At 72.6% G+C, this 23,966-nt stretch carries 25 protein-coding genes; 15 read left to right on the top strand and 10 right to left on the bottom strand.

The window, feature by feature from the left end; all coding sequences use genetic code 11:
- The first annotated feature begins 170 nt into the window (after nt 1-170).
- Together ACZZY9_RS05360 and ACZZY9_RS05355 are read left to right on the top strand one after the other, a co-directional pair.
- Nucleotides 171-875: a DedA family protein gene (locus ACZZY9_RS05360; protein ID WP_463463271.1), complete on the top strand. Its 705-nt coding sequence runs from the start codon at nt 171-173 to the stop codon at nt 873-875.
- A 33-nt stretch (nt 876-908) separates the two neighbouring features.
- The gene (locus tag ACZZY9_RS05355) at nt 909-1,562 is read left to right on the top strand and encodes a histidine phosphatase family protein (protein WP_463463270.1); all 654 of its coding nucleotides are present in this window, start codon (nt 909-911) and stop codon (nt 1,560-1,562) included.
- Here the strand turns inward: ACZZY9_RS05355 and ACZZY9_RS05350 are convergent.
- Nucleotides 1,559-2,803, bottom strand: coding sequence for an FAD-binding protein (locus ACZZY9_RS05350; RefSeq protein ID WP_463463269.1), 1,245 nt, complete (start codon nt 2,801-2,803; stop codon nt 1,559-1,561). The two genes, ACZZY9_RS05355 and ACZZY9_RS05350, sit on opposite strands and share 4 nt — an antisense overlap.
- A gap of 55 nt (nt 2,804-2,858) precedes the next feature.
- Between ACZZY9_RS05350 and ACZZY9_RS05345 the strand changes: the two genes are divergently transcribed.
- The 4 genes from ACZZY9_RS05345 to ACZZY9_RS05330 all read left to right on the top strand — a co-directional run bounded on the left by ACZZY9_RS05345 (nt 2,859) and on the right by ACZZY9_RS05330 (nt 6,039).
- Nucleotides 2,859-3,317 carry a MarR family winged helix-turn-helix transcriptional regulator gene (locus tag ACZZY9_RS05345; RefSeq protein WP_463463268.1) on the top strand — a complete coding sequence of 153 codons (459 nt, stop codon included), beginning with the start codon at nt 2,859-2,861 and terminating at the stop codon, nt 3,315-3,317.
- 764 nt (nt 3,318-4,081) lie between these two features.
- Nucleotides 4,082-5,008 (top strand): peptidoglycan DD-metalloendopeptidase family protein, encoded by a 927-nt coding sequence (locus tag ACZZY9_RS05340; protein ID WP_463463267.1) that lies wholly within the window; start codon nt 4,082-4,084, stop codon nt 5,006-5,008.
- Nucleotides 5,009-5,103: 95 nt separating this feature from the next.
- Nucleotides 5,104-5,622 carry a GNAT family N-acetyltransferase gene (locus ACZZY9_RS05335; protein WP_243215817.1) on the top strand — a complete coding sequence of 173 codons (519 nt, stop codon included), beginning with the start codon at nt 5,104-5,106 and terminating at the stop codon, nt 5,620-5,622.
- Nucleotides 5,623-5,679: 57 nt separating this feature from the next.
- Nucleotides 5,680-6,039, top strand: coding sequence for a hypothetical protein (locus ACZZY9_RS05330; RefSeq protein WP_192058949.1), 360 nt, complete (start codon nt 5,680-5,682; stop codon nt 6,037-6,039).
- A 56-nt stretch (nt 6,040-6,095) separates the two neighbouring features.
- Here ACZZY9_RS05330 and ACZZY9_RS05325 read toward each other — a convergent pair whose 3' ends face one another.
- The 3 genes from ACZZY9_RS05325 to ACZZY9_RS05315 all read right to left on the bottom strand — a co-directional run bounded on the left by ACZZY9_RS05325 (nt 6,096) and on the right by ACZZY9_RS05315 (nt 8,787).
- A complete protein-coding gene (locus ACZZY9_RS05325) occupies nt 6,096-6,932 on the bottom strand; it encodes a hypothetical protein (protein ID WP_463463266.1) in 837 nt (278 codons plus the stop codon).
- Between the two features lie 105 nt (nt 6,933-7,037).
- Nucleotides 7,038-7,733 (bottom strand): PadR family transcriptional regulator, encoded by a 696-nt coding sequence (locus ACZZY9_RS05320; RefSeq protein ID WP_463463265.1) that lies wholly within the window; start codon nt 7,731-7,733, stop codon nt 7,038-7,040.
- 151 nt (nt 7,734-7,884) lie between these two features.
- Nucleotides 7,885-8,787, bottom strand: coding sequence for an HpcH/HpaI aldolase/citrate lyase family protein (locus tag ACZZY9_RS05315; protein WP_463463264.1), 903 nt, complete (start codon nt 8,785-8,787; stop codon nt 7,885-7,887).
- Between the two features lie 170 nt (nt 8,788-8,957).
- Between ACZZY9_RS05315 and ACZZY9_RS05310 the strand changes: the two genes are divergently transcribed.
- The 3 genes from ACZZY9_RS05310 (at nt 8,958) to ACZZY9_RS05300 (ending at nt 12,502) form a co-directional block, all read left to right on the top strand.
- Nucleotides 8,958-10,379: a YrzE family protein gene (locus tag ACZZY9_RS05310; protein ID WP_463463263.1), complete on the top strand. Its 1,422-nt coding sequence runs from the start codon at nt 8,958-8,960 to the stop codon at nt 10,377-10,379.
- A 32-nt stretch (nt 10,380-10,411) separates the two neighbouring features.
- A complete protein-coding gene (locus tag ACZZY9_RS05305) occupies nt 10,412-11,119 on the top strand; it encodes a hypothetical protein (RefSeq protein ID WP_463463262.1) in 708 nt (235 codons plus the stop codon).
- A gap of 105 nt (nt 11,120-11,224) precedes the next feature.
- Nucleotides 11,225-12,502 (top strand): Nramp family divalent metal transporter, encoded by a 1,278-nt coding sequence (locus tag ACZZY9_RS05300; RefSeq protein WP_463463261.1) that lies wholly within the window; start codon nt 11,225-11,227, stop codon nt 12,500-12,502.
- Between the two features lie 110 nt (nt 12,503-12,612).
- Here ACZZY9_RS05300 and ACZZY9_RS05295 read toward each other — a convergent pair whose 3' ends face one another.
- Together ACZZY9_RS05295 and ACZZY9_RS05290 are read right to left on the bottom strand one after the other, a co-directional pair.
- On the bottom strand, nt 12,613-13,704 hold the full coding sequence (locus ACZZY9_RS05295; protein ID WP_463463260.1) for an alpha/beta fold hydrolase: 1,092 nt from the start codon (nt 13,702-13,704) through the stop codon (nt 12,613-12,615).
- Nucleotides 13,705-13,732: 28 nt separating this feature from the next.
- Complete coding sequence (locus tag ACZZY9_RS05290) at nt 13,733-14,266, bottom strand: DUF1990 family protein (protein ID WP_463463259.1); 534 nt, start codon at nt 14,264-14,266, stop codon at nt 13,733-13,735.
- 48 nt (nt 14,267-14,314) lie between these two features.
- Here ACZZY9_RS05290 and ACZZY9_RS05285 point away from each other — a divergent pair, with 48 nt between their 5' ends.
- On the top strand, nt 14,315-14,899 hold the full coding sequence (locus ACZZY9_RS05285) for an RBBP9/YdeN family alpha/beta hydrolase (RefSeq protein WP_463463258.1): 585 nt from the start codon (nt 14,315-14,317) through the stop codon (nt 14,897-14,899).
- 50 nt (nt 14,900-14,949) lie between these two features.
- On the opposite strand, the gene ACZZY9_RS05280 is transcribed toward ACZZY9_RS05285, so the two are convergent.
- The 4 genes from ACZZY9_RS05280 to ACZZY9_RS05265 form a co-directional block, all read right to left on the bottom strand.
- Complete coding sequence (locus ACZZY9_RS05280; RefSeq protein ID WP_463463257.1) at nt 14,950-16,251, bottom strand: hypothetical protein; 1,302 nt, start codon at nt 16,249-16,251, stop codon at nt 14,950-14,952.
- A complete protein-coding gene (locus tag ACZZY9_RS05275; protein WP_463463256.1) occupies nt 16,248-16,961 on the bottom strand; it encodes an ABC transporter ATP-binding protein in 714 nt (237 codons plus the stop codon). Before ACZZY9_RS05275 ends, ACZZY9_RS05280 begins: the two co-directional genes overlap by 4 nt.
- A 159-nt stretch (nt 16,962-17,120) precedes the next feature.
- On the bottom strand, nt 17,121-18,419 hold the full coding sequence (locus ACZZY9_RS05270) for a M18 family aminopeptidase (protein WP_463463255.1): 1,299 nt from the start codon (nt 18,417-18,419) through the stop codon (nt 17,121-17,123).
- Nucleotides 18,420-18,525: 106 nt separating this feature from the next.
- A complete protein-coding gene (locus ACZZY9_RS05265; protein ID WP_243216168.1) occupies nt 18,526-18,954 on the bottom strand; it encodes a hypothetical protein in 429 nt (142 codons plus the stop codon).
- A gap of 161 nt (nt 18,955-19,115) precedes the next feature.
- On the opposite strand from ACZZY9_RS05265, the gene ACZZY9_RS05260 reads away from it, so the two are divergent.
- From ACZZY9_RS05260 to ACZZY9_RS05240, 5 genes are all read left to right on the top strand, one after another.
- Nucleotides 19,116-20,102, top strand: a complete 987-nt coding sequence (locus tag ACZZY9_RS05260; protein WP_463463254.1) for an ABC transporter substrate-binding protein — start codon at nt 19,116-19,118, stop codon at nt 20,100-20,102.
- A 110-nt stretch (nt 20,103-20,212) separates the two neighbouring features.
- On the top strand, nt 20,213-21,205 hold the full coding sequence (locus tag ACZZY9_RS05255) for an iron chelate uptake ABC transporter family permease subunit (RefSeq protein WP_463463253.1): 993 nt from the start codon (nt 20,213-20,215) through the stop codon (nt 21,203-21,205).
- A 137-nt stretch (nt 21,206-21,342) separates the two neighbouring features.
- Nucleotides 21,343-22,272: a FecCD family ABC transporter permease gene (locus ACZZY9_RS05250; RefSeq protein WP_463463252.1), complete on the top strand. Its 930-nt coding sequence runs from the start codon at nt 21,343-21,345 to the stop codon at nt 22,270-22,272.
- 118 nt (nt 22,273-22,390) lie between these two features.
- Nucleotides 22,391-23,356, top strand: a complete 966-nt coding sequence (locus ACZZY9_RS05245; RefSeq protein ID WP_192058919.1) for a tripartite tricarboxylate transporter substrate binding protein — start codon at nt 22,391-22,393, stop codon at nt 23,354-23,356.
- Nucleotides 23,353-23,964 carry a tripartite tricarboxylate transporter TctB family protein gene (locus ACZZY9_RS05240; RefSeq protein ID WP_463463251.1) on the top strand — a complete coding sequence of 204 codons (612 nt, stop codon included), beginning with the start codon at nt 23,353-23,355 and terminating at the stop codon, nt 23,962-23,964. Before ACZZY9_RS05245 ends, ACZZY9_RS05240 begins: the two co-directional genes overlap by 4 nt.
- Nucleotides 23,965-23,966 lie beyond the last annotated feature (2 nt).

Below are 23,966 nucleotides of genomic sequence, written 5' to 3'. Positions count from 1 at the left end.
TCCTCTGTCGCAGGTCGTGGGGCCGCCAGCGGCGGCCTCGTCCAGACATCAGCCTAGGAGCTAGGCCTCACGGGCGATATCCCTCGGGCGGACGAGATCGGGCGGAGCGGGAGTCCTCCGAAGGGACGAGGAGGCGCGGTGTCCGAAGGGACGGACGCTACAGTCCTCCGGTGACCACCGCCTCCCTCCTCGCCTCCGCCCTGCCCGCCGCCTCGGGAGGATTCCTGCTCTTCGACCCGGAGGCGCTGCTGCCCGCACTCGGGCCGTGGGCCCTCGCCGGGATCTCGATCATGATCTTCATCGAGTCGGGGGTGCTGTTCCCGTTCCTGCCCGGCGACTCGCTGCTGTTCACCGCCGGGCTGCTGCACGAGGCCTTGGGTCTGCAGGTCTGGACGATCGCGCTCTGCGCCTTCGTCGCGGCGTTCCTCGGCGACCAGGTGGGGTACCTCCTCGGCAACCGCTTCGGCCGGCGCTGGTTCACTCCCGACGCGCGGATCCTCAAGACGGCGCACCTCGAGAAGGCCGAGGCGTTCTTCGCCAAGTACGGCGGCGTCTCGTTGATCCTCGGCCGGTTCGTCCCGATCGTCCGCACCTACGTGCCCCTCGCGGCGGGCACGGCCGGCTACCGCTACCCGAAGTTCCTCCTCTTCAACGTCGTCGGCGCCTTCGTGTGGGCCGTCGGCATGGTGGTGCTCGGCTCGCTGCTCGGCGGCATCCCGCTGATCCGCGACCACGTCGACGTGTGGGCCATCGTGCTCGTGCTGCTCTCGGTGACACCCGTCCTGATCGCCGGGCTGCGGAGCGTGCTGCGGGCCCGCCGCGAGCGCGCCGCGGCCGACGCGGCGGCCGGCGCCCCCTCCGCCGACCGCCGCTGAGGAGTGTCGGAGGCCCCCTCTAGGGTGGTCGGCATGCGCCTCCTCCTCATCCGCCACGGTCAGACCCCCGACAACGTCGTCGGCCGACTCGGCACCGCCGCACCCGGCCCGGGTCTCACCGACCTCGGTCGACGGCAGGCCGCAGCGGTGCCCGCGGCGCTCGCAGACGAGTCCATCGGCGCCCTCTACGTGAGCACGCTGCGACGCACGCACGAGACGGCGGCGCCCCTCGCCGCGGCGCTCGGCCTCGAGTCGATCGAGGTCGCCGGCTTCCGTGAGGTCATCGCCGGCGAGCTCGAGGCGCGCAGCGATCACGACGCCGTGTCGACCTACCTGGGCGCCGTCGTGTCGTGGGTGTCCGGCGATCTCGACCGTCGAATGCCCGGCTCCGAAGACGGCCACGAGTTCTTCGCCCGCTTCGACGCCGCCGTGGCGGGCGCCGTCGCCTCGGGTCACGAGACGGTCGCGGTGGTCAGCCATGGTGCCGCGATCCGCGGCTGGTGCGGTTCCCGATCGCACGGGTCCGCCGAGTTCGTGGCGCAGCATCCGCTCGAGAACACCGGTGTCGTCGTGCTCGAGGGCGATCCGGTGTCGGGCTGGCGTCTCGTCGCCTGGCAGGGCGCCCCGGTCGGTGGCCCCGAGCTCGACGACGACACCGACGCCGACCCCACCGGCGAGGGCTTCTAGGCGAGCAGCCGGTCCATGTAGGGGCTGCGGAACGTGCCATCGGGGTCGACGTCGCGCATCAGCTCGACGAACGAGCCGAACCGCGGATGGCGCGACACGATCGCCGCGGGCGGGAGAGACGTCAGCTTGCCCCAGTGCGGGCGCGGGGCGAAGGGGCGCAGCGCCTCCTCGACCCGCTCGACGAGGGCCGCCACCTCGACGGGGTGCTTCCGCCAGGTGAACGCGATGGCGAGGCTGTCGACCGGGGTGGGGCTCAACCACAGGTCGTCGCCGGCGACCGTGCGGGTCTCGCAGGTGTGCAGGTGCGGGCGGAGGTCGTCTCCGAGCAGCTGGACGGCCCGAAGCGCCGCCGCACCGTCGCCGAGTGCGACGAAGTGCTCGCTCTGCAGCTCGGACCCGTTCGACGGCGTGGCATCGAGGCGGAAGTGGGGCAGCCGGTCGAGCCATGCGCCGACGCTGCCGTCCATCGGCGTCTGCGAGCCGCCCGTCACCTCGGCGTGCTCGTCGACCGGAGCCCGGGAGGCGCCGAAGAGCCGCCGGGGAACCGTCACGTCGTGTGCATCGGCCGGCACCCGGGACTTCACGAGCACCTCGCGGATGCGGTCGTCGAACTCGTGGAAGAACGAGACGCTGGCCCCGGCCGACATGACCTCCACGAGGTGGTCGTCGACGCTCGACCAGGGCAGCCCCACGAAGGTGTCCTGCCGCATGCGGTACGACGGCTCGACATCGAGGGTGATGCGCACCACGACCCCCAGCACCCCCAGGGCGACGACGCTGCCGGCGAACTCCGCGTCGCCGCGTCGCACCGTTCGGATCGCACCGTCGGGGCCCACGATCTCGAGGGCGGCGACCGATCCCGCGAGGCTCTGCAGCCGACGACCCGAGCCGTGCGTGCCGGTCGACACGGCGCCGCCGACCGAGATGTGCGGCAACGACCCCATGTTCGCGAGGGCGAGACCCTCGGCCTCGAGCGCCTGCGCCACGGCGCCGTAGGTGGCGCCCGCGCCCACGGTCGCCGACCGGCGGTCCGCGGACACGACGAGGTCGAGGGGGAGGGCCGTGGTCGACACGAGCACCCCGGTGCCGTCGGCGACGTCGCTGAACGAGTGGCGGGTGCCGAGGGCGCGGATCCGCGTCGAGCGGGCCACCGCCTCCTGCAGCTCGGCGACGGACTCGGGCCTGACGATGCGCGAGGCGGAGTACGTGAGGGTGCCTGACCAGTTCCGCGACGTCGCCATGGCCGCAGTCTGCCCGCCCGATCCGAGTCGCGCCCGTGCAGCCTAGGCTCGGACCGTGACCTACCCCGCACCGACCGGCATCGACGACGTCTACACCGAGCTCGAGCTGGTCTCGCGCCGGGCCGTGGCCCGGGCGCGTCGCCGCAGCTCGCCGCTGACCTTCGTCGAGCACTCGCTGCTCGACGTCATCGCGGCCGAGCCGGGTCGACGGGCCATCGACCTCGCGGCCGAGTTCTCGCTCAACCGGTCGACGGTGTCGAGGCAGCTCGCGAACCTCGCCGAGCTCGGGCTCATCCGGGGAGACGACGACCGCGAGCCGCGACGAGGGCGCGCGCTGTCGGTCACGCGGGCCGGGCTCTCGCTCCTCGCCCGATCGACCGAGGCCAACCGCGAGGCCCTCGCCGCCCGCCTCGAGGGGTGGGCGGCCGCGGACGTCGCAGCCCTCGCCGAGTCGCTCGGACGCCTCAACTCGGCGTACCGCGACGACGAGCCGAGCGGCCGCCCGACGGTCTGATCCGGCCCGCGCCTCCTGCCGTCCGGGGGGACGCTGCAGGGACGCTGCAGGGACGCTGCGGGGACGCCGCGGGGTACATCTCGGCGAACGGCTGTGACTCGTGTGACTCGTGTGAACGCCTGAGACACCCCGACTGGGGACAGGCCGCCCTGCATCAACATTCATCCCGGGCTTTACCCTTCGGTGGTCCGGCGCTTAGGCTGAGCGGGTTCCCCGGACTTCGTGCGGTCGCTTCCTGCCTCCCCGTCCCGGTGTCGACCTCGAGATTGGTTCCACCTCCGTGACTTCCCCCGCGACCGCCTCCCGTCTCCGGAGCCTGCCCGCCGCCGTCCTGACGGTGCTCCTCGCCGTGGCGTTCGTGGTCAGCGGGACGGTCATGGGCGTCTCGCCGGCGAAGGCCGCGACGTACCCGAGCTGGGACGACGTCCGGGCCGCGGTCGCGAACGAGAACACCAAGGCCGCTCAGATCCAGGAAGCTCCAGTCGCTGCTCGACCAGCTGCAGAACGACGCCGCGAACGCCCAGGCCGAGGCCGAGGCGAAGGGCGCCGAGTTCGAAGCGGCCCAGAGCGACGCCGACGAGGCCGCGTCGAAGCTGGCCGAGCTCGAGAAGCAGGTCGACGAGCAGAACAAGGTCGCCGACGAGAGCGAGCAGCGGGCCGGTCAGGTCTCGGCGCAGCTCGCCCGCACCGGCGGCGGCGACGTCTCGACCCAGCTGGTCGGCGACTCCGCCGGTGCCGACGATCTGCTCTACCGCCTCGGCGCGATGAGCAAGATCACCGAGCAGGCCGACGGCATCCGCGAGCAGGCGGTCACCGACCGCAACGTGGCCGCGTCGCTGAGCGACCAGGCCGCCGTCGCCGAGAAGGCGCTGGTCGGTCTGCGGAACGACGCCGAGAACTCCATGCAGGAGGCGCAGGCCGCGTCGGACGCCGCCCTCGCCGCCGTCACCGCGCAGCAGGAGAACGAGGCGACCCTGCAGGCCCAGCTCGCCGTGCTGCAAGACACCACCGCCAAGACCCAGCAGGACTACGAGGCCGGCGTCGAGGCCGAGCGCCAGCGTCTGGCCGCCGAGAAGAAGGCTCGCGAAGAGGAGGCCGCCCGCGTCGCCGCCGAGCTGCAGCGTCAGCAGCAGCAGGCTGCCGCCGCAGCGGCCGAGGCCGCTCGAGCCGCCCAGGCCGCAGCGGCCGCCCGCCCGAGCGCCCCGACCCCGTCGGCCCCGGCGCCGAGCCGACCCTCGACCCCGGCCCCCTCGACCGGCGGCGGCGGCGGTGGTGGCGGTGGCGGCTGGGTCCGCCCCAGCGGCGGCTACATGTCGAGCCCCTACGGCTACCGCATCAACCCGGTCACCGGCGTCTACAAGCTGCACGACGGCGTCGACCTGGCCCCGGGCTGCTCGACCCCGATCTACGCCGCGTCGTCCGGCACCGTGAGCTACGCCGGCTACTACGGTGGCTACGGCAACTACGTCCGCATCAGCCACGGCGGCGGCGTCAGCACCGCCTACGGCCACATCGTCAACGGCGGCATCCGCGTCGCGAACGGCCAGTCGGTCGCCGCCGGTCAGCTGATCGCCCTCGTCGGCTCCACGGGCAACTCGACCGGCTGCCACCTGCACTTCGAGACGCGCATCAACGGCGGTTCGACCGACCCGGTGCCGTTCATGTCGGCGCGCGGCGTCAGCCTCCGCTAGTCGCCGGTCGCGGGCTCGACCCGCGCGTCCTCGCGGACTCGACCCGCGCCTCCTCGGCGGCACGGAGGAGGCGCGAGAAGGAGGAGAATCGTCGGGTGACGAACGCACCCCGCACCGAGCTCCCTCCCCTCCACCTCGAACGCGTCGACTACGACGACCCCCGCGCCCGCGAGCTCCGCGCCCGCATGGACGCCGAGATGACGGCCGTCTACTCGGTCGGCCGCGACCCCCACGAGCCCGCCGAGAAGGCCGCCGCCCGTGACGCCGCACTGACGGTCCATCCCGAGAACGTCCGAGCGACCGTGCTGGTCGTGGCCGACGACGGAGAGGCCGTCGGGCACGCCGTGCTCTACGACCGCGACGGCGAATGGGAGGTCAAGAGGGTCATCGTCGACGGCGCCCGTCGTGGCCGGGGCATCGGTCGGCTCATCATGGCCGAGCTCGACTCGATCGGCCGCGCCGCCGGGGCTCGACGGCTCATCCTGCAGACGGGCGACCGTCAGCCCGACGCCGTCGCGCTCTACGAGAAGGTCGGCTGGACTCCGATCCCGACCTACGAGCCCTACATCACGACCATCCCGACGTCGATCTGCTTCGAGCGGGTGCTCGCCTGAGCGCCCACCGTCTCACGGGTGCGGCGTCACGGTCGTCGGTCGCTTAAGGTGGGTGCCGTGATCACGCGACGAGACGCCGCCCTGCAACTCGACATCCCCCTCGAGATGGCCAAGCGGCACGGCATCCCCGCCCGGTTGACCGTCGACGAGCTGGTCGAGCTCGAGAAGTCGCCGCCGGCCTGGCTCGTGCAGTCGCGTGCCAACCGCACCGGCAAGCCCGTCTGGGTCGACCTCGCCTGCGTCGTCTGCGGGTTCCACGAGGCCGCCCGGCCCAAGAAGTGGTGGCCCGACTACACCTGGCTCAGCTGCGACGACCACGGCGTCGACGAGCTCCCCGATCCTCAGCCCGGGCTCGCCCGTCGCGAGGTCGCCGGCGTCGGCAGCCGGTTCGTCGCGATCGTCGACGAGCGCCCGTAGCGACGGGGTCGATGGGGTCCGGTGCGCCGCCGGGCCGCCGGGCCGCCGGGCCGCCGTCAGCCCGAGTACGTCACCGATGCGGGCGCGTCGAGACCCGCCAGCAGGTGCACGTAGGCCTGCCGCACGTCGTCGGCGAGCAGCTGCCGGTGGATGTGCTGATCGTGCCAGTGCCGCAGGTCGTCGGGTGAGACGTCGTCGACATGGTCGGCGACGAGATAGCTGAACGCGTAGGGTTCGCCGTCGTCGTCGAGGGTGCGGCGATAGCCGAGTCGCTCGCCGTCGACGGCGTCGACGAAGACCTCCCACCCCGGGTCGGCCCCGTCGGGCAGTGCGACGTCGACCCGCGGGTGCGCCGAGCGGGCGTCGGGCACGGCGACCCGCGTGCCGAGGACGGCTCCGACCACCGGCCCGTCAGGGACCCCCGCAGGAGGCGCGCTCCGGTCGCTGCCGGACGCCACGTCGGTCACGGCCCGCTCCACGGCCGCCTCGAGCGCGCCGTCCAGCAGCTGCAGGCGCGCCGCCGCGCCGCGCAGCCAGCTCTCGAGCGCCGCCCTCTCGTCGGCGGAGAACGGCGAGTCGTCGAACGAGTGCACCGAGAAGTCCGCCGCGGCGACGGTCCACTCCCAGCTCAGCAGCACACGGGTCAGTGCGGCGGGGTGCGGCAGCACGGCGAGGGTGCCCCGTCGCAGCCCCGGCGCCCAGTGCAGCTCGGGTTCGGGCAGCAGCCGCCGGACGTCGGCTGCCGCGGCCGCCGACGATTCGGGGACGACGAAGTCGATGCGGACCTCACGCCACGGACTGGCGAGACTCGGTGCGACGTCGTCGTCTCGCCGCACGGTGACCGCCTGCGACATGTCGTCGGGCAGGGGCGGGCGCGGGGTCGAGTCGGTCACGGCGCGAGATTCTGGCACGGCACCTTGCGCGCCCGCCGAGAGCCCGCGCCCCGGGGGCTCGCACCGCGGGGGCTCGGGCCCGCCGTCGAGGAGGCGCGGCGCGGGTCAGTCGGCCAGGATCGCGTAGAGCGCGCGCCGGGTCTCGTCGAGCTTCGCGGTGGCGGCGACTCGCTGCGCCTCGCTGCCGTCGTGGTGGAACTGCTTCACGACGCCCATCAGCTTCATCAGGCTGGTCTGGAACTCGCGGTCGGAGTCGCTGGCGTCGTCGGCCGTCGCGGCCCACGCCTTCTCGATCTCGGCGGAGTGCTCGGCGACGTGGGCGCGGCCGGCGTCGGTGAGGCTGAAGACGCTCTTCGAGGCGGCCTCGTCGGAGACGATCAGCTCTTCGTCGACGAGCTGCTGCAGCGTCGGGTAGACGGACCCGGGGCTCGGCTTCCAGGCGCCGTCGGTGCGCTCGGCGATCGCCTTGATCAGGCCGTAGCCGTTCGACGGGGCGTCGGCGAGCAGCGACAGGATGGCGAGGCGCACGTCGCCGCGGCGGGCGCGGCCTCGCCCGCCGCGACCCGGGCCGAAGCCGGGGCCGCCGAACCCGGGTCCGCCGAAGCCGGGACCGCCGGGGCCGAAGCCGCCGAAGCCCTGGCCGGGGCGGAAGCCGCGCCCGAAGGGCCGACCGAAGCGACCCCGGCCGCCGGAGCCGTGCCCGAACGGGTCAGAGCCGGACGTCGCGCCGCGCTCGTCGGAGTCGTGGTGGTGGCGGCGACGAGGGTCGCCGTCGTTCTCGAAGATGGTGTCGGTACCCATGGGGTACTCCTCTCGGGGATGTGGTCTGCTCGCGACAACGTGTCGCGATGCGTCAACGATATGTCGCCGACTATCGCCTGTCAACCCTCCGAACAGACAGAAGGAGGCGCACCCGGGTGGGTGCGCCTCCTTCTGTCTGTGGATCGGCGGGTCAGCTCGAGGGCAGCACGCCGAAGGCCGAGGCCAGCTTCTCGATCTTCTGCGCGCGGCCCAGGCGAGGCAGGTCGCTGCCATCGCGGATGACGCGGCCGCGGCTCTCGAAGTCGGCCAGGAAGTCCTGCGCCCAGGCGACGTCCGACGGCGTGGGGCTGATGACCTCGTTGATGACGGGCAGCTGCTCGACGTCGAGGCAGAGCTTGCCGGTCATGCCGAGGGCGACGGCGACCGACGACTGCTCGCGCAGCACCGGGTGGCTGCTGCCGACGGTCGGACCGTCGATCGGGCCGGGCAGACCGCCGATGCGGCTGGCGACCACGAGGCGCGATCGCGGGTAGGCCATCGCCAGGTCGTCGGCGCTGGTGCCGGTGTCGCGGCGGTAGTCGCCGCTGCCGAACGCGAGGCGGTAGGCGCCGCGGGCCTTCGCGATCGCGGGGCTCTCCTCGATGCCGAGGGCGGACTCGACGAGCGCCAGCACGGGGAGCGAGCCGCCGAGTCGGTCGAAGGTCTCGGTGACGTCCTCCGGGGCCTCGGTCTTCGCGAGCATCACGCCCTGCAGGCCCGGGAGGCCGAGCAGCGCGTCGACGTCGTCCGACCAGAACTCGGTGGAGTGGTCGTTGATGCGCACCCACGCCCTGCCGCCGTCGCGCAGCCACGACACCACGTCGGCCCGGGCGGCGGGCTTGCGGGCCGGGTCGACGGCGTCCTCGATGTCGAGCACGATCTGATCGGCGCGCGAGGCGGCCGCGGAGTCGAAGCGGTCGGGCGCCGTGCCCGGCACCAGCAGCCAGGAACGGGCGATGTCGGGGTTCGGCCGGCGGCGCGCCGCACGGTCGGACGACCCGGGGGTCTGCGTGGGGGTGGCCCCCGTCGGAGTGCTGTCGGCGGTGTCGGTCATGACGTCCTCGTCTTCGGTTCGCTCGTCGGTCGGCACCACGCTACCGGTCGCCCCGGTGCGGAGTCCTCCCGCCGTCGGGCGGGCCTCCCGGCCTCGGGAGCCCGCGGGGCGTACCGTTCAGGAGGATCACAGGGCCCGGACCACGGGCTACGACGCACGAGGAGCCTGACATGACGGACGCACGCACTCCCGGGAGCGACCGCCCCGACCACGACCGACACGCCGACGAGACGACCCCGCGCGAGCCCGCGGTCGCCCCGGAGGACCGCCGAGACGAGTCCGACGGCGCCTACGACGACGACCGCTCGACGTCCGCCCCGGCCGGCGCGCCCGCCGTCGACTTCGGCGCCCCGGCGTTCCCGGCGACCGCCCCCGCCGACGCCTCGGAGGCCGGCGCGCCCGTGCCCTCGAACGACCCGTTCGCCGCGCCGGTGGCCGCCGACCGCGACGCCGCCGACCGCGACGGCGACCGTGATGTCCGTGATGTCCGCGACGGCGACCGTGACGGCAGCGACCGCGACGGCGAGACCGAGGTCATCGATCCGGTCCCCGCCGACGCACGTGACGACGACGGCACCCGCGGCACCCGCGACGACGCGCCGGCCGCGGCCGTGCCGCCGATGGTCGCCCCCACGGCTCCGACCGCACGAGCCTGGTCCGCCACGAGCGGTGACGACAACCAGCGCCGCACGCTGCACGACGACGAGGCCCTCCGTGCCGCCGAGGCCTCGCGCGGCGATCACGGCGACGCGAGCGACCGCGACCGCACCGCGGGCGCCGACCGCACAGACCGCGACGACCGCACCGACCGCGACGGAGACGCCCCCACCGTGGTCGCGCCGATCGCGTCCGACCCGACCCGCGCCTCCTCGGCTGCGGAGCACGGCTCGCGTTCGCGTGACGACGCCCCCACCGTCGCCGGCCCGACCCAGGGTTCCGCCTCGTACCCGGCTCAGCCCGGCACGGGCTCGTACCCGCTCGTCGCCGACGGCGGGATCAACCACGTGGCCGTCCGTCGCGATCTGCTCACGCAGCAGAAGGAGGAGTTCAGCGGCATCCGCTTCGGCGCCGGTCTGCTCGGCTGGTTCGCCGCCACGGGCTTCGGCTTCGTGATCATGGCCATCTACGGAGGCATCGTCGGCGCCTGGGTCGCCGCATCGGCCGACGGCTCGTCGAACGCCTTCACCGGCATGCAGCGGTTCGCCACCGACAACGGCGACGTGCTGTCGATCGTGACCGCCGTCGTCGTGCTCGCCGTCGTGTTCTTCGGCTACCTGATCGGCGGGTTCACCGCCTCGCGCGTCGCCCGCTTCTCGGGCTTCAAGCAGGGTCTGGCCACCTGGCTCTGGGGTGTCGTCGTGGGGCTGATCCTCGCGGTCGTCGCCTACGTCTCGCTCGGTGCGGACTTCTCGTCGATGGGCGGCTCGACCGCCGCGGACGGCGCGACGGACGCCTCGGACATGTCGATCGAGTCGATCGTGTTCATCGGCCTCGTCGTCGTGCTGAGCTTCGTCGGCGCCGTGCTCGGCGGCCTGCTCGGGCAGCGCTGGCACCGCAAGGTCGACCGTTTCATCCCGTCCGACCAGGTGTGATTAGCTCGACCCGACCGAACGAAGGAACCACCATGCGCCTCACCTCACGCCCGTCACTCGTCCGCACCGTCCTCGGTGTCGCCGTCGCCGGCGGCCTCGCCCTCTCGCTGACGGCGTGCTACTCGACGTCGGACTCCGAGAGCAACAACACCGCCCCGATCCACCGCGAGAACCCCGAGCTGCCCGAGTCGGAGGCCACCCCGTTGGCCGTCGTGCCCGATCTCAGCAGCGGTGTCGACACGCAGGTCGCCATCGACGAGAGCTTCACCAGCGCGCTCACGCTGCTCGGTCTCACGCCGGCCCCCGTCGGCGACGCGACCTTCGCCGGCGGCGCGTTCTCGTTCCCCATCACGGGCGGCAACGTGTCGTACTACGACCCCGAGGGCGAGGTGCGGCCGTACGTGCAGGGCGACATCCAGCACGACGGCTCGGGCATCAGCCTCAGCTCGGGCGACACCGTCGTCGAGCTGACGAACTTCGACATCGACCCCGGTGCCTCGAAGCTCTACGGCGACGTGTCGGTCAACGGCGAGCCGGCCGCCGGGCACGCCTACCTCTTCAACCTCTGGGGTGGCACGCTCGAGCCGCTGCGCACCGAGGGCACCGACGCCGTCCTCGAGGGTACGACGGTCCACGTCAGCTCGGAGGCGGCGGCGCTGCTGAACGCCACGTTCGAGACGGACCTGGTGCCCGACGAGCTGCTCGTCGGCGTCGCGACGATCACCGTCGCCACGCAGTAGGTCCGCACCGCACGTCCGCACGAGTGATGCCCGGGTCTCGGCCCGGGCATTTCTCTGTGCCGAGAGTGAAAGTTCGGGTCGCCGAACTTTGTGTAGGGTCGTCGTATGGCGACAGATGACGCACGACCGACGGACACCGAGGAGGCGCGGGTCGACGACCGCCGCGCCCCCGCCCACCCGAGACCCCGCGGTGTGCTGCTCGGCCCGGCCTTCATCGCCGCGATCGCGTACGTCGACCCCGGCAACGTCGCGGCCAACCTGACGGCGGGTGCCCAGTACGGCTACCTGCTGCTCTGGGTGCTCGTCGCGGCGAACGCGATGGCCGTGCTCGTGCAGTACCTGTCGGCGAAGCTCGGCATCGTCACCGGGCAGTCGCTGCCCGAGGTGATGGGTCGGCGCCTGCCGCGCAAGCGCCGCCTGGCCTACTGGGGCCAGGCCGAGCTGGTGGCCGCGGCGACCGACGTCGCCGAGGTGATCGGCGGGGCCCTCGCGCTGCAGCTGCTCTTCGGGGTGCCGCTGGTGCTCGGGGGCGTCATCACCGGCGTCGTGTCGCTGGGCATCCTGATGCTGACGCGCTATCGCGGCGGTCACGTCTTCCAAACGATCATCATCGGTCTGCTGGCCGTGCTGACGATCGGCTTCTGCGCGGGTCTGCTCTTCGCGCCGCCGTCGGCCGGCGGCATGCTCGCGGGCATCGTGCCCCGCTTCGACGACGCGCAGTCGGTGCTGCTGGCGGCGTCGATGCTCGGCGCGACGGTCATGCCCCACGCCGTGTACCTCCACTCGGCGCTGGTCCGCGACCACCACGGCGACGTCGCCGTGGGCGCCGACCGTCGGCGGGTGCTGAAGGCCACCCGGTGGGACGTCGTGCTCGCGCTCCTCGTCGCCGGAGGGGTCAACATCTCGATGCTCGTGCTCGCGGCCTCGACGTTGCAGGGGCGGACCGGCACCGACACCATCCCGGGAGCCCACGCGGCGATCACCGAGGCACTCGGCCCGCTGGTCGGGGTGCTGTTCGGAGTCGGCCTGCTCGCCTCGGGGCTCGCCTCGACGTCGGTCGGGTCGATGGCGGGGGCCGAGATCATGCGCGGTCTGCTGAAGGTCCGCATCCCGCTGTTCGTGCGACGGGTCGTCACGCTGGTGCCGGCGCTCGTCCTGCTCGCGACCGGGATCAGCCCGACGTGGCTGCTCGTGCTGAGTCAGGTCGTGCTGAGCTTCGGCATCGCGTTCGCGCTGGTGCCGCTCGTCCGGGCGACCAGCGACGTGTCGCTGATGGGCGAGAGCCGCAACGTGCTGGGCATCCGCATCGCGGCGTGGATCGCGGTCGGCGTGGTCGTGGCGCTCAACCTCGCGCTGATCTGGCTGACCGTGACCGGGGCCTGAGCCGCGGGCGCCGCGGGCCGAGGATTCGCGGGTCGGGGAGTCGAGACACGCCGCGCGTCGCGCGGGGGCGCGGCGTGTCGTGACTCATCGACCGAACGGGCCGCGGAGGCTCAGGCGGGGTCGATGTGAGGGCCGTCGTCGGGTGCGACCCCGGCCGCAGCCTTCTCGGCCTGGCGCCGATCGAAGGCGGCCTGCATCGACTCGGCGTGGTCGGTCTTGGCCGCGGCCAGGGCCTCGTCGTCGCCCTTCAGCGTCGCGACGGTCGCCCGCAGCCGTGCCCCGACGGCCTTGGCGAAGTCGCTCGGGCTGGGGCTGAAGTCGTCGCTCTCGTCGCCGTCGCTCGCATCGTCGTAGTGGTGCAGCTGCTCGCCCTCGTCGGTGTCGATGGGCTGCTGAGCGTGCTCGACGCAGAGCTTCGCGACCTCCTCGGCATGGGCGTGCATGACCGAGTGCGCCGCGCCGGGCATCTCCCAGAGTCGAGACGACGGCAGCAGCTCGCCCACCCGTCGCACCCAGTCGCGGGGGGCCACGGCGTCGTGCTCGCCACGGATCACGAGGGTGTCGGCCCGCACCTCCGGCAGGTGGTCCTCGATCGGGTACGTCATCATCTTCGGCAGGATCCGCGAGAACCACCGCACCCCGCAGAGCACGTAGGCGCTGACGGCCAGGAACTTCACGCGCCCCGGTTCGTGCCAGGCGGCCCGCGCGAACCGCAGCGCCTGGGTCACGACGCGGCGTTCGGCGGGGTTGATCACCGGGCCGATCAGCACGAGGGTCGAGAGGTCGGGGCGTCGGGCGGCCAGGTCGGTGACGATCTGGGTGCCCATCGAGTGGCCGACCAGCACGGGGTCGTCGAGCCCGAGGCCGTCGATCGCGGCGCCGACCAGGTCGGCGTACTCGCGGATCGTCAGGGCGTGCCCCGGGTGCGCCACGCCGGCGAAGCCGGGCAGATCGAGCGCGTGCACGGGGCCGAACTCGTTCAGGTTCGGCGCGAGACGCTCGAAGTAGTCGGACGACACCCCGATGCCGGGCACCAGCACGAAGGGCCGCTCGCCCGACTGGCCGATGGTGTTGACGCGCACGTACAGGTCGCCGCTGCGGATCCGTTCGACCCTGACGGTCGTGTCGAACCCCGACGCACGGGCGGCGTCGCGTGCGGCGGCGCGCCTGGGGGAGCCGGCATGGCGGCGTCGGGCGGTCATCGACACAGTGTGGCACGAGCCCGGCGGCTCAGGCGCGGGCGACGACCGGGTCGAGGGCGCGCAGGTTGCGGCGCAGGATGAGCGACAGGGCCAGGGCTCCGAGCGGGCCGGCCGCGCGCATCCACCAGGCGGCGGGGCGCCAGACGACGCGGATGTCGAGGGTGACCGTGCCGTCGGGGTGCCGTCGCACGACGTAGCTCTCGAAGCCGCGCTGCGGGTGGCCGACGAGCGCGGCGTGGACGAATCCGATCTCGGCGGGCGAGTCGACGACGTCGATCACGCGGCAGGCCACCGCGGGGCGGAGGGGGCCGAGGGTCACCGCCCACATGCTCGAGACCCCCGGTGCGACCCGTGCGGGCACGTCGAGCGGCACGAAGCCCGAGCCGCGGTGCACCTCGAAGCGCAGCACGGCGTCGCCGGCGGATCGGAACACGGCGTCGCCGCGGCCGATCACCCGCGATCGACGCGTGACCCGGAACCCGTGAGGCGGCGGGGCCTCGAAGCCGACCGGGTCGTCGACGGTCAGAGCCTCGCCGAATCCGCGGGCCGCGTATGACGTCATGGGTCGAGCCTGCCACGACGAGTCGCGTCGACGGGGGAGGATCGACGCGTGACCGCTTCCTCGTATCTCGTGCTGCACGGCTGGCAGAACCACCGGCCGGCGGATCACTGGCAGCACCGGCTGGCCGACGAGCTGACCGCGCGCGGCCTCGTGGTCCGCTATCCGCAGCTGCCCGACGCCGACGATCCCGACCTCGCAGTCTGGGAGGAGAGCGTGCGAGCCGAGCTCGCCGCCCTGCCCGAGGGCCCGGTCACCGTGATCTGCCACAGCCTCGCGTCGGTGCTCTGGCTGCGTCTGCAGACCGGCGACGCGCCTCCTCGGGTGGATCGCGTCGCGCTGGTGTCGCCGCCGTCGCCCGAGCTCGTGGCGGGCCAGAGCATCCGCGCGTTCGTCGCCGGCGAGGCCTTCGACGGGCGGCTCCTGCCCGCGGGTGCCGCCGAAGCGGTGGTGGTGGCGGGCGACGACGACGAGTGGCTGCCGCTCGGTCTGCAGGACACCTGGGAGGCGCGGGTCGACGCCCCGCTCCACCTCGTGCCCCGAGGCGGTCACCTCACCCCCGACTCGGGGTTCGGGCCCTGGCCCGAGATGCTCGCCTGGGCGCTCGGCACCCCCGCCGCGGACGCGTTCGCCTGAGCCGACCGTCTTCTATTTCTTCTTCTCAGCGGGTCCGTCTCGGTGCCGTCTCATGTTCGTCGGCTGACGAGGCTTCCCAGGCACAGTGCGAGCAGTGAGAGCGCTGCGCAGCCCAAGGTGAGGGGGTTCACGACCACTGCGATCCACGTACCCGCGGACGCCCGTGTAGCCGACAGCAGGGGTGAGGCCGCCAGCGCGATGACCGACACCGCGCTGATGGTTCCGAGGGTCCAGATCAGGAACGCCTCTGCTGCGGCCGTCGCCCGCAGCAGGGTGGGTGTCGCCCCGGCTGCCACGAGGTTTCGTCCCGCTTCACGACGGGTCGGGCCCGACAATATGAAGACGAGCGCACCGGTCAAGGCTGCGAGCAGCGCCGGTGCCGCGGCGAGACTGATCGCCGCTGGCCAATTCAGAGTGGCTTCCGTAGGTGCGACAGCACCAGCGTCTCGAAGCGCCTGGTCACCGGCGAGGAACACCGCCGCGAGACCTCCTGGGACGGCAACACCGATCATCGGTATCGCCACCCCGGCCCCGTTCTGCCGGACTGCGACCGCGAACGCCCGAAGGGCCAGGCGCGTGACGTTCCAAGGGGCTCTGGACAGGAGCCGTTCGAGCCCCGAGAGAACGATGTCGGCAGCTCCTGGGGCGATTCTCGACGCGGTCAGAGCGCCCAACGCGACGACGAGCAGTGACCAGGGCACCATCCCAGCTGCTCCGTCTCGTCCGGCCGGAGCAGAAGGCATCGATCGAACGGCCAGGAGGCAGGACGACGTGAGAAGGATCGTGGAAACGATGCGAGCCGTGCCGCGGCGTCTGGAACGCGGGGGAAAGCGCCTGGCTGCGTTGACGATGGCGGGAGCCGTGGCCACAGCGACGGCGGAGGGAGTGCCGATGACGACGAGAGGACCGGTCGTCAAGGTGAGCGAGCCTGAGGCCAGCGGAAGCGGTGTCCACAGGGCAGCTGCGGCGACCACGATTCCGAGACCCGCGCCGGTAGCTGCGAGAGCGACGGTGGCGGCTTCACCGATGATGAGTGCACGACCCGGCCACGGCATGACACCGAGACACACCCAGGCCCGACGTGTTCGATCGAATTGCGACTGGGTCAGTCGCGACACGGTGGAGAGGCAGGTCGTGCCTGCCGCAAGTGCCATCAGCGCTGCGGGCGTCGTCCACGAACTCACCATGCCGCCGAGCGGAGCGGGTGCTCGCCCGGCGGACTCGACGCCTGTGAGGCACGCCCCCACGACGACCGCGGAGGCGAACACGATGGCGCCGTAGGCGGACCACTGGCGCCAATCAGAGACCGTCGCCAGCAGCGAGGCCCTGAGTAGGCGCAGGAACCCGATCATCTCTCGCCTCGGGTGAGTCGTTGAATTTCGGCGACCGATGCGACGGTGACGGGGGTGCTGAGCACCTTGTCGCTGATGACCGCCACTGCATCACACTGGGCGGCGAGTTCGAGGTCATGAGTCACGGCCACGATGCCGCACCCGGCAGCCGCGAGCGTGAGGATGCCATGTACGACGTCTTCTCGACTGTCCGCATCGAGACTCGACGTCGGTTCATCGAGCGTCGCGAACGGTGCTCGCTGGGCCAGCACGCGAGCGAAGGCGACGCGTTGCCGTTCGCCGCCGGAGAGCTGGCCCGGCAGACGATCACTCAGAAAGGAGAGGCCGAGATCGTCGAGGGCCGCTCGAGCCCTGGGCCTGGATCGTGGGATGCGGCGGAGGTCGAGCGCGATCTGAACGTTGTCGAGGGCTGACAGTGACGGCACGAGCCCTCCGTCCTGCAGAACGATGCCGAAGACGTCGCGCCGGTAGCGGGCGAGTCGGTTGCCTTTCAGCGCGGTGAGATCGAGGTCATCGACGACCACGCGGCCCGATGAGGGGCGTTGGAGTCCCGTCATGCATCGCAGAAGCGAGGACTTGCCGCTGCCGGATGCTCCGACGACGGCCGTGGTCGTCGAGCGGAGGACCTCCACTGAGGGCGCACCCACCACGACTCGTCGCCCGTACCGGACTTCCACATCGATCATCCGCAGCTGAGTTGCAGTCTCCATAACGCATAGACTACGTTATGCGATAATCTGTCGAGCTCCGCTGAGGCGTAGGTTGCGAATCAACCTGACGATGCGTGCAGAAGGACCAGCTGTCTTGAAAGCCATGCAGTCACACAAGGGACCGTCGGGGGTCCGCCGACGCGACCGCCCTCGGGAGGTCTAGGCGACGGGGGCGAGGAACGCCGCGGCGGCGCGCGACAGGTACCCGGGGTCGTCGGCGCCGCACAGCTCGCGGGCCGAGTGCATGCCGAGCAGCGGCACCCCGACGTCGATGGTGCGGATGCCCAGCCGCGTCGCCGTGATGGGACCGATCGTCGAGCCGCAGGGCACGGCGTTGCTCGACACGAACTCCTGGAACGGCACCCCGGCCTGGTTGCACGCCCTCGACCACTCGGCGGCCCCGAGCCCGTCGGTCGCATATCGCTGGTTGGCGTTGATCTTCAGCAGCGGACCGCCGTTCACGATCGGCTGGTTGGCAGGGTCGTGGCGCTCGGGGTAGTTCGGGTGCACGGCGTGACCGGCGTCGGCGCTGAGGCACCACGACGCCGCGAGGGCGCGCCGGTGATCGGTCGCGGTCGCCCCGAGGCCGTCCGAGACGCGGGCCAGCACGTCCTCGAGCATCGGACCCGCGGCGCCCGACGGCGTCGCCGAACCGACCTCCTCGTGGTCGAAGGCGGCGAACACGGCGACGTGATCGAGTTCAGCACCCGCGCCTCCTGCGCTCGCCGCGGTCTCGATCAGGGCGACGAGCCCGGCGTGGGTCGACGTGAGGTTGTCCATGCGGCCGGCCGCGAAGAGCTCGCCGTCGAGACCCAGACGTGCAGGAGGCGCGGTGTCGGCCACGACCACGTCGTACCCGGTCACGTCGGCGGGCGCCAGACCCGCCAACGCCGCCAGGTGGCCGAGCACGTCCGCCTCGTCGAGCGGGCCGGCTCCGACGACGGGGTTCAGGTGGCGCTGGGGGTCGAGCTTCAGACCCTCGGCGTTGACACCGCGATCGAGGTGCACGGCGAGCTGCGGGAACCTCAGCAGCGGGCCGGTGCGCACGAGGCTCGTCTCGCCGGTGCGGGAGACGAGTCGACCCGCGAACTCGAGGTCGCGGTCGAGCCACGAGTTGAACAGCGGCCCGCCGTAGACCTCGACGCCGGCCTGCAGCCAGCCGCGCGTGCCGGTCGTCGGCTTCGGCTTGAGCTTGAAGCCGGGGGAGTCGGTGTGCGCGCCCACCACGCGGAACGGCGTGGTCGGCCCTGCTCCGGCCGGCTCGATCCAGGCGACGACGGCGCCGTCGCGCACGATGTAGCGGGCACCCGGGCCGGTCGGCCAGGCGTCGGTCTCGACGAGTCGGGTGAAGCCGGCCTCGTCGAGACGCCGGGCGGCCTCGGCCGCGGCGTGGAACGACGAGGGGGAGGCGGTGATGAAGCGGGCGAGGTCGTCGAGGTGAGGGCGTGAAGAAGTCATCGAACCCAGCATGCACCACGCGGTCGCCCGCAAGACCCCAGGAAGTCGCTGAGACCCCGGTGCGCGCGCCGGGGTCTCGGTGACTTCGTGGGGTCTCGCCGCGGGGTCAGCGGCCGCCGCTGCCGCCGCGGTTCGCGCCGATGTCACCGCGGTGGGCGCCGGCCTCGGGGTCGTCGGAGCGGACATCCGCCGCGAGGGCGGCGTCCTGCTCGCCCGAGAGCCCGGCCGGGCTCGCCGCGACGTAGTCCTCCTCGCCCGAGAGCGTGCCGCCGAGGGGCTGGGCGACGTCGCCGTCGGGTGTCGCCTCGTCGCCGGTCGCGGGCGCCCCCTGCGTGTCGGTGTCGGTGTCGGCGGTGCCGTCGCGGTCGCCATCGTCGGTGCCGTCGCCGTCGCTCGCGTCGGGGCTGCCGTCGCCTTGGCTGGCGCGGTAGGTCTCGACGGCGGCCGCCTCGAGGGTCGCCTGATCCACGGCGGCGCGCTCGTCGTCGGGTCGTGCGGCGTTCGGGCCGTCGGTGCGGTCTGTGCTCTCGCTCATGGGGGTCCTCTCGTGCTGGGTGCGGTCGACGCTAGGCGCTCGCCACCGACGGCGCCCCGACGCCCAGTTGTGTTAGGTAAGGCTTACCTACTATGGTCGTCCCCGTTCCAGCCGGTCCCGACCCGGCTCCCTCTCTCGTCAGACGATCGAAGGCTCTCCCCGTGGTTCTCCCTCGCCCCTCCTCCCCGTCGATCTCCCCGTCCGGGCGGTCCCCGATGCTCATCCGCCTCGCGTCCGCATCGGTCGCCGTCGCCCTCTCGGTCGCGTTGTCCGCCTGCACGACCGGTGTCGGCTCCGCCGCCGACGGCTCCGAGGCCGACGCGTCCTCGTCGTCGTCCGCCCGGACGGTCGCGCACGCCCGCGGCGAGACGGCCGTCCCGGCCGCGCCGCAGCGCGTGGTCGTGCTCGAACCCGTCGCCCTCGACACCACCATCGCGCTCGGCATCGTGCCCGTCGGTGCCGCGGTGCTCAACGAAGCGGCCGGTGTGCCGGCCTACCTGGGCGACGAGGCGGCGTCGATCGAGACGGTCGGCACCGTCACCGAGCCCGACGTCGAGAAGATCGCCTCGCTCGCCCCCGATCTCGTGATCGGCACCGAGTCGCGCCACTCGGCGCTCTACGACCAGCTCAGCGCGGTCGCGCCGACGGTCTTCCTGGCCTCGCAGGCCGACCCCTGGAAGGACAACGTGGATCTCGTGGGCGAGGCGCTCGGCCGGGCCGACGAGGCGACGGCGCTGCTGGCCGAGTACCAGGCGCGCTGCGACGAGATCGCCTCCGAGTTCGACGTCTCGGGCACGGCGCAGCTGATCAGGCCCCGCGACGGCCTGCTGACCCTCTACGGCCCCGAGTCGTTCGCCGGCAGCACCCTCGAGTGCGTGGGCTTCGAGACTCCCGAGCGCGACTGGGAGGACTCGATCTCGGTCGACCTCTCACCCGAGAAGGTGCTCGACGCGACGGCCGACCAGGTCTTCGTCACGACCACCGACGTCTCCGACGAGTCGACGACGCCCGAGGCGATCAGCGACAACCCCTCGGCGTTCCCCGAGCTGCACCTCGTCGACCAGTCGTACTGGATCACCGGGGTCGGTCCGCTCGGCGGTCTGGCCGTGCTCGACGACATCGAGGGCGTCCTGAGCCGCACCCGGTGACGCGCCTCCCCGACGATCGCCGCCCGGCTGGGCGCCGCCCGGCTGGGCGCCGCCCGGCTGGGCGCCGCCTGGCTGGGCGCCGCCTGGCGGAACGCTCGCAGGCGAGGGGGATGAGGGTCGGCGTCGGGATCGCCGTCGCCGTCGTCGCGCTGCTGATCGCCGCCTTGCTGTCGCTCGCGCTCGGGGCCAACGCCCTCAGCCCGCGGCTCGTGCTCGAGACCCTCACCGGGGGCGGCACCGACGAGTCCCGCTTCGTCGTGATCGAGCAGCGGCTGCCGCGCACGCTGGTCGGTGCCGTCGTCGGCGTCGGGCTGGGCGGAGCCGGGGCCCTGATGCAGGCGCTGACCCGGAACCCGCTGGCCGACCCGGGCATCCTCGGTGTCAACGCGGGCGCCGCGGCCGCGGTGGCCGTCGCCGTCGTCTTCCTCGGCGTCGTCGAGATCGGACAGTACGTCTGGTTCGCCTTCGGCGGGGCGCTCGTGCTGACCGCCGTGGTCTCCGTGCTCGGGTCGGCGGGCCGTGTCCGCGCCGACCCGGTGAGGCTGACGCTCGCCGGTCTCGCGGTCGGTGCGGTGCTCTCGGGCGTCACCACGGGGCTGACGTTGACGAACCCGGATGCGTTCGAGCGCCTCCTCGGCTGGTCGGCCGGGAGTCTCGTCGGTCGCGGTCTCGACGGGCTCGCCTCGGTCGCGCCCCTCGCCGTGCTCGGCGCGGTGCTCGCCGTCGTCGTCGCGCCCGCCCTGAACGCGGTCGCGCTCGGCGACGACACCGCGGTGAGTCAGGGGGTGCACCTCGCGCGCACGCGCCTCCTCTCGCTCGCCGCCATCACCCTGCTCGCCGGCACGGCCACGGCGCTCGCCGGCCCGATCTCGTTCGTCGGCCTGATGATCCCGCACGTGGTGCGCTGGGGGATCGGCCTCGACCACCGCCGCATCGTCGTCGGCTCGATGCTGGTCGCGCCCGTGCTCGTGCTCGTGTCGGACGTCGTCGGACGGGTGCTCGTGTCGCCGTCCGAGATGCCGGTCGGGATCGTCACCGCGTTCGTCGGAGCGCCCGTGCTCGTCGTGCTGGTGCGGCGCCGACGCGGGGCCACGGCGCTGTGAGCGGGACGTCGCGGCGCGGGGAGGCGGCCGGCGCTGCCCGTCCAGCCAGCGGGCGGCCCGGGCCCGGGCGGCATCGTGTCGTTGCGGTCTCGGCCTCGCTGATCGCCGCCGCGCTCGCCCTGGCCGTCGTCGGGTCGATGTCCGGCGACTTCGCTGTCTCGCTGTCCGACGTGCTCGGCATCGTCACCGGGTCGACAGAGGGTCTGCCTCGCACGATCGTGCTCGAGTGGCGGCTGCCGCGCATCGCGGCCGCCGCGGTGGTGGGGGTCGCGCTCGGGGTCGCCGGCGGGCTGTTCCAGACGGTGACCCGGAACCCCCTCGCGAGCCCCGACATCATGGGTCTGTCGAACGGCGCGTTCGTCGGGATGCTCGGCGCGCTGATCGTCGTCGGGCCGTCGTGGGAGTCGCGCACGATCGGAGCGCTGATCGGGGGTCTCGTGACGGCTCTGCTGATCGCTCTGCTCTCGAGCGGGACGTCGGCGGGCGGGTTCCGGTTCATCGTGGTGGGCATCGCGGTGTCGTCGATGGCCGCGTCGCTCGGCACCTGGCTGCTGCTGCAGGTCGAGCTCGACACGGCGCTGTTCGCCTCGGCCTGGGGCGCGGGCACGCTGGCGGGTGTCGACGCGACGGGGGTCGGGGCGGCGGGCGTGCTCGTGGTGCTCCTCCTGCTCGTGGTGCCGGTGCTGTCACCGGGGCTCCGCCAGCTGGGCATCGGCGACGACCTCGCCGCGGTGACGGGGGTGCTGGTCGAACGGCTGCGCGCCTCCTCGCTGGTGATCGGCGTCGCGCTCGTCTGCGTGGCCACGACCGTCTCCGGTCCGGTCGCGTTCGTCGCCCTGGCCGCCCCGCAGATCGCGAGGCGTCTCACGCGCACGGCGCACGTGCCGCTGGTCGCGTCGGCGCTGACCGGTGCCGTCGTGCTGCTCGGCTCGGACCTGATCGCGCAGCACGTGCTGCCCGTCACGGTGCCGGTCGGCGTCGTGACCGTCGTCGTGGGCGGCTGCTACCTCGTCTGGCTGCTCTCGCGGGAAGCTCAGGAGGCGCGGGTGAGCCTCGCGGGGATCTGACCGGGGAGCTGACCCGAGACCATCGACACAGGGCTGGCGCGAATCCGATAGGATATGCGATAGTTCCTGAAGCGGGTGGTTCGCACCCGGGTGGACCCGATCACTGGAGATCAAGACGATGAAGTCACGTACCCCCCTCGTCGCCGGCCTTGCCGCGGCGTCCCTGCTCTGCCTCACCGCCTGCGGTTCCGCTGCGGGAGGCAGCACCGCCGACGGCGCCCCCACGGGCAACGTCACGATGCTCGTTCCGATGGGCGCCGGTGGCGGCAGCGACCTCTCGGGTCGCGCGATCGCCTCGGGCCTCGAAGGCGGCACCGGCCTGAACGTCAGCGTCGAGAACCGCGAAGGCGGTTCGGGCGCCATCGGTTACTCGTACTTCCTCGGGCAGGAGGGCCGCAACGATCTGCTGCTCGCGGCCGAGACGGCGATGCTCGCGCTGCCCGTCACCCAGGACGTCCAGTTCACCTACGAGGACTTCACGCCGATCATGAAGGTCGGCGACGACTTCACTCTGATCGTCGTCCCGGCCGACAGCGAGTACGACACCTGCACCGACGTCGTGGATGCGGCCGCCGACGAGCGCGTCGTCGCCGCGGTGTCGGGATCGACGTCGCTCGACGAGATCGTCTTCACCCTCATCGAGCAGGAGGAGGACGTCGAGTTTGACCGCGTGCCGTTCGAGTCCGGCAGCGAGGTTCTGACGGGTCTGCTCGGCGGTCAGGTGGACGTCGCGTCGCTCAACCCGGCGGAGGTCATCGCCCAGCTCGAGGCCGGCGACCTCAAGGCGCTGTGCGCCGTCGCCGAGGACCGTTACGAGTACGAGGCGCTCGCCGACATCCCCACGGCCGCCGAGCAGGGCATCGACGTCTCGTTCGCGCAGTTCCGCGGCTTCATCGCCCCCGGTGGCATCAGCGCCGAGACCGAGCAGTTCTGGATCGATGCGGGCGAGGCGTACGCCGACAGCGACGCGTACACCGAGTACGTCGAGAGCAACTACCTGCAGCCGAACGCCCAGTACGGCGACGAGTTCGGCACCTACCTCGGCGAGAACACGGCCGACCTCGAGAAGGTGTTCGCCGAGTGACGGCCGTCCACCGCGGCGGACTCGCCGCCAGCGCCGTCCTCGCGGCGATCGGCTCCGCCGCCCTCGTCGGGGGTCTCGGGTACGGCGTGACGGTCGAGGGAGGCGAGATCGGCCCGGGCTTCCTGCCCGCCATGGCCGGCGGCCTGGTCGCCGTGTTCGCCGTCCTCGATCTGGTGGGGCGCCTCCGTCGACGTCTCGACCGGCCCTCCCAGGCCGAGCTCATCCTCGACACGCCCTCCCGGCCCGACGACGGCATCGTCCTCGGCGACCCGCTCGACCCGGGTGCCCCCACGACCAGCACCCAGTCGATCCACTCGCCCCTCGCGACGGACGACGACGGAGTCGACATCCTCGGCCGCACCCAGCGTCAGCGCAACCGCATGTTGGCGGTCGTGCTCGGACTCGTCGTCGTCACGCTCGCCATGGTGCAGGTGGTCGGCTTCCTCCTCGCCTTCGTGCTGCTGCTCTTCGTGGTCGCCGTCTTCGTGGAGCACCGCCGAGTCCTCCCGTCCGCCCTCGTGGCGGTCGCCGCGGGCGTCGTGACCTACGCCATCTTCGTCGCCCTGCTGCGCGTGCCGCTGCCGCAGGGTCTGCTCGGCCTGATCTGAAG

The sequence above is a fragment of the Frigoribacterium sp. AC394 genome, from assembly GCF_979258095.1.
This window is presented reverse-complemented; position numbering and strand designations above follow the sequence as displayed.

Excerpts from the sequence above, each read along its gene's own strand:
- ACZZY9_RS05355 (WP_463463270.1), top strand. The coding sequence starts at position 909 with ATGCGCCTCCTCCTCATCCGCCACGGTCAGACCCCCGACAACGTCGTC.
- ACZZY9_RS05350 (WP_463463269.1), bottom strand. The coding sequence starts at position 2,803 with ATGGCGACGTCGCGGAACTGGTCAGGCACCCTCACGTACTCCGCCTCG.
- ACZZY9_RS05340 (WP_463463267.1), top strand. The coding sequence starts at position 4,082 with ATGAGCAAGATCACCGAGCAGGCCGACGGCATCCGCGAGCAGGCGGTC.
- ACZZY9_RS05320 (WP_463463265.1), bottom strand. The coding sequence starts at position 7,733 with ATGGGTACCGACACCATCTTCGAGAACGACGGCGACCCTCGTCGCCGC.
- ACZZY9_RS05315 (WP_463463264.1), bottom strand. The coding sequence starts at position 8,787 with ATGACCGACACCGCCGACAGCACTCCGACGGGGGCCACCCCCACGCAG.
- ACZZY9_RS05310 (WP_463463263.1), top strand. The coding sequence starts at position 8,958 with ATGACGGACGCACGCACTCCCGGGAGCGACCGCCCCGACCACGACCGA.
- ACZZY9_RS05305 (WP_463463262.1), top strand. The coding sequence starts at position 10,412 with ATGCGCCTCACCTCACGCCCGTCACTCGTCCGCACCGTCCTCGGTGTC.
- ACZZY9_RS05300 (WP_463463261.1), top strand. The coding sequence starts at position 11,225 with ATGGCGACAGATGACGCACGACCGACGGACACCGAGGAGGCGCGGGTC.
- ACZZY9_RS05295 (WP_463463260.1), bottom strand. The coding sequence starts at position 13,704 with ATGACCGCCCGACGCCGCCATGCCGGCTCCCCCAGGCGCGCCGCCGCA.
- ACZZY9_RS05290 (WP_463463259.1), bottom strand. The coding sequence starts at position 14,266 with ATGACGTCATACGCGGCCCGCGGATTCGGCGAGGCTCTGACCGTCGAC.
- ACZZY9_RS05280 (WP_463463257.1), bottom strand. The coding sequence starts at position 16,251 with ATGATCGGGTTCCTGCGCCTACTCAGGGCCTCGCTGCTGGCGACGGTC.
- ACZZY9_RS05275 (WP_463463256.1), bottom strand. The coding sequence starts at position 16,961 with ATGGAGACTGCAACTCAGCTGCGGATGATCGATGTGGAAGTCCGGTAC.
- ACZZY9_RS05270 (WP_463463255.1), bottom strand. The coding sequence starts at position 18,419 with ATGACTTCTTCACGCCCTCACCTCGACGACCTCGCCCGCTTCATCACC.
- ACZZY9_RS05265 (WP_243216168.1), bottom strand. The coding sequence starts at position 18,954 with ATGAGCGAGAGCACAGACCGCACCGACGGCCCGAACGCCGCACGACCC.
- ACZZY9_RS05255 (WP_463463253.1), top strand. The coding sequence starts at position 20,213 with ATGAGGGTCGGCGTCGGGATCGCCGTCGCCGTCGTCGCGCTGCTGATC.
- ACZZY9_RS05250 (WP_463463252.1), top strand. The coding sequence starts at position 21,343 with ATGTCCGGCGACTTCGCTGTCTCGCTGTCCGACGTGCTCGGCATCGTC.
- ACZZY9_RS05245 (WP_192058919.1), top strand. The coding sequence starts at position 22,391 with ATGAAGTCACGTACCCCCCTCGTCGCCGGCCTTGCCGCGGCGTCCCTG.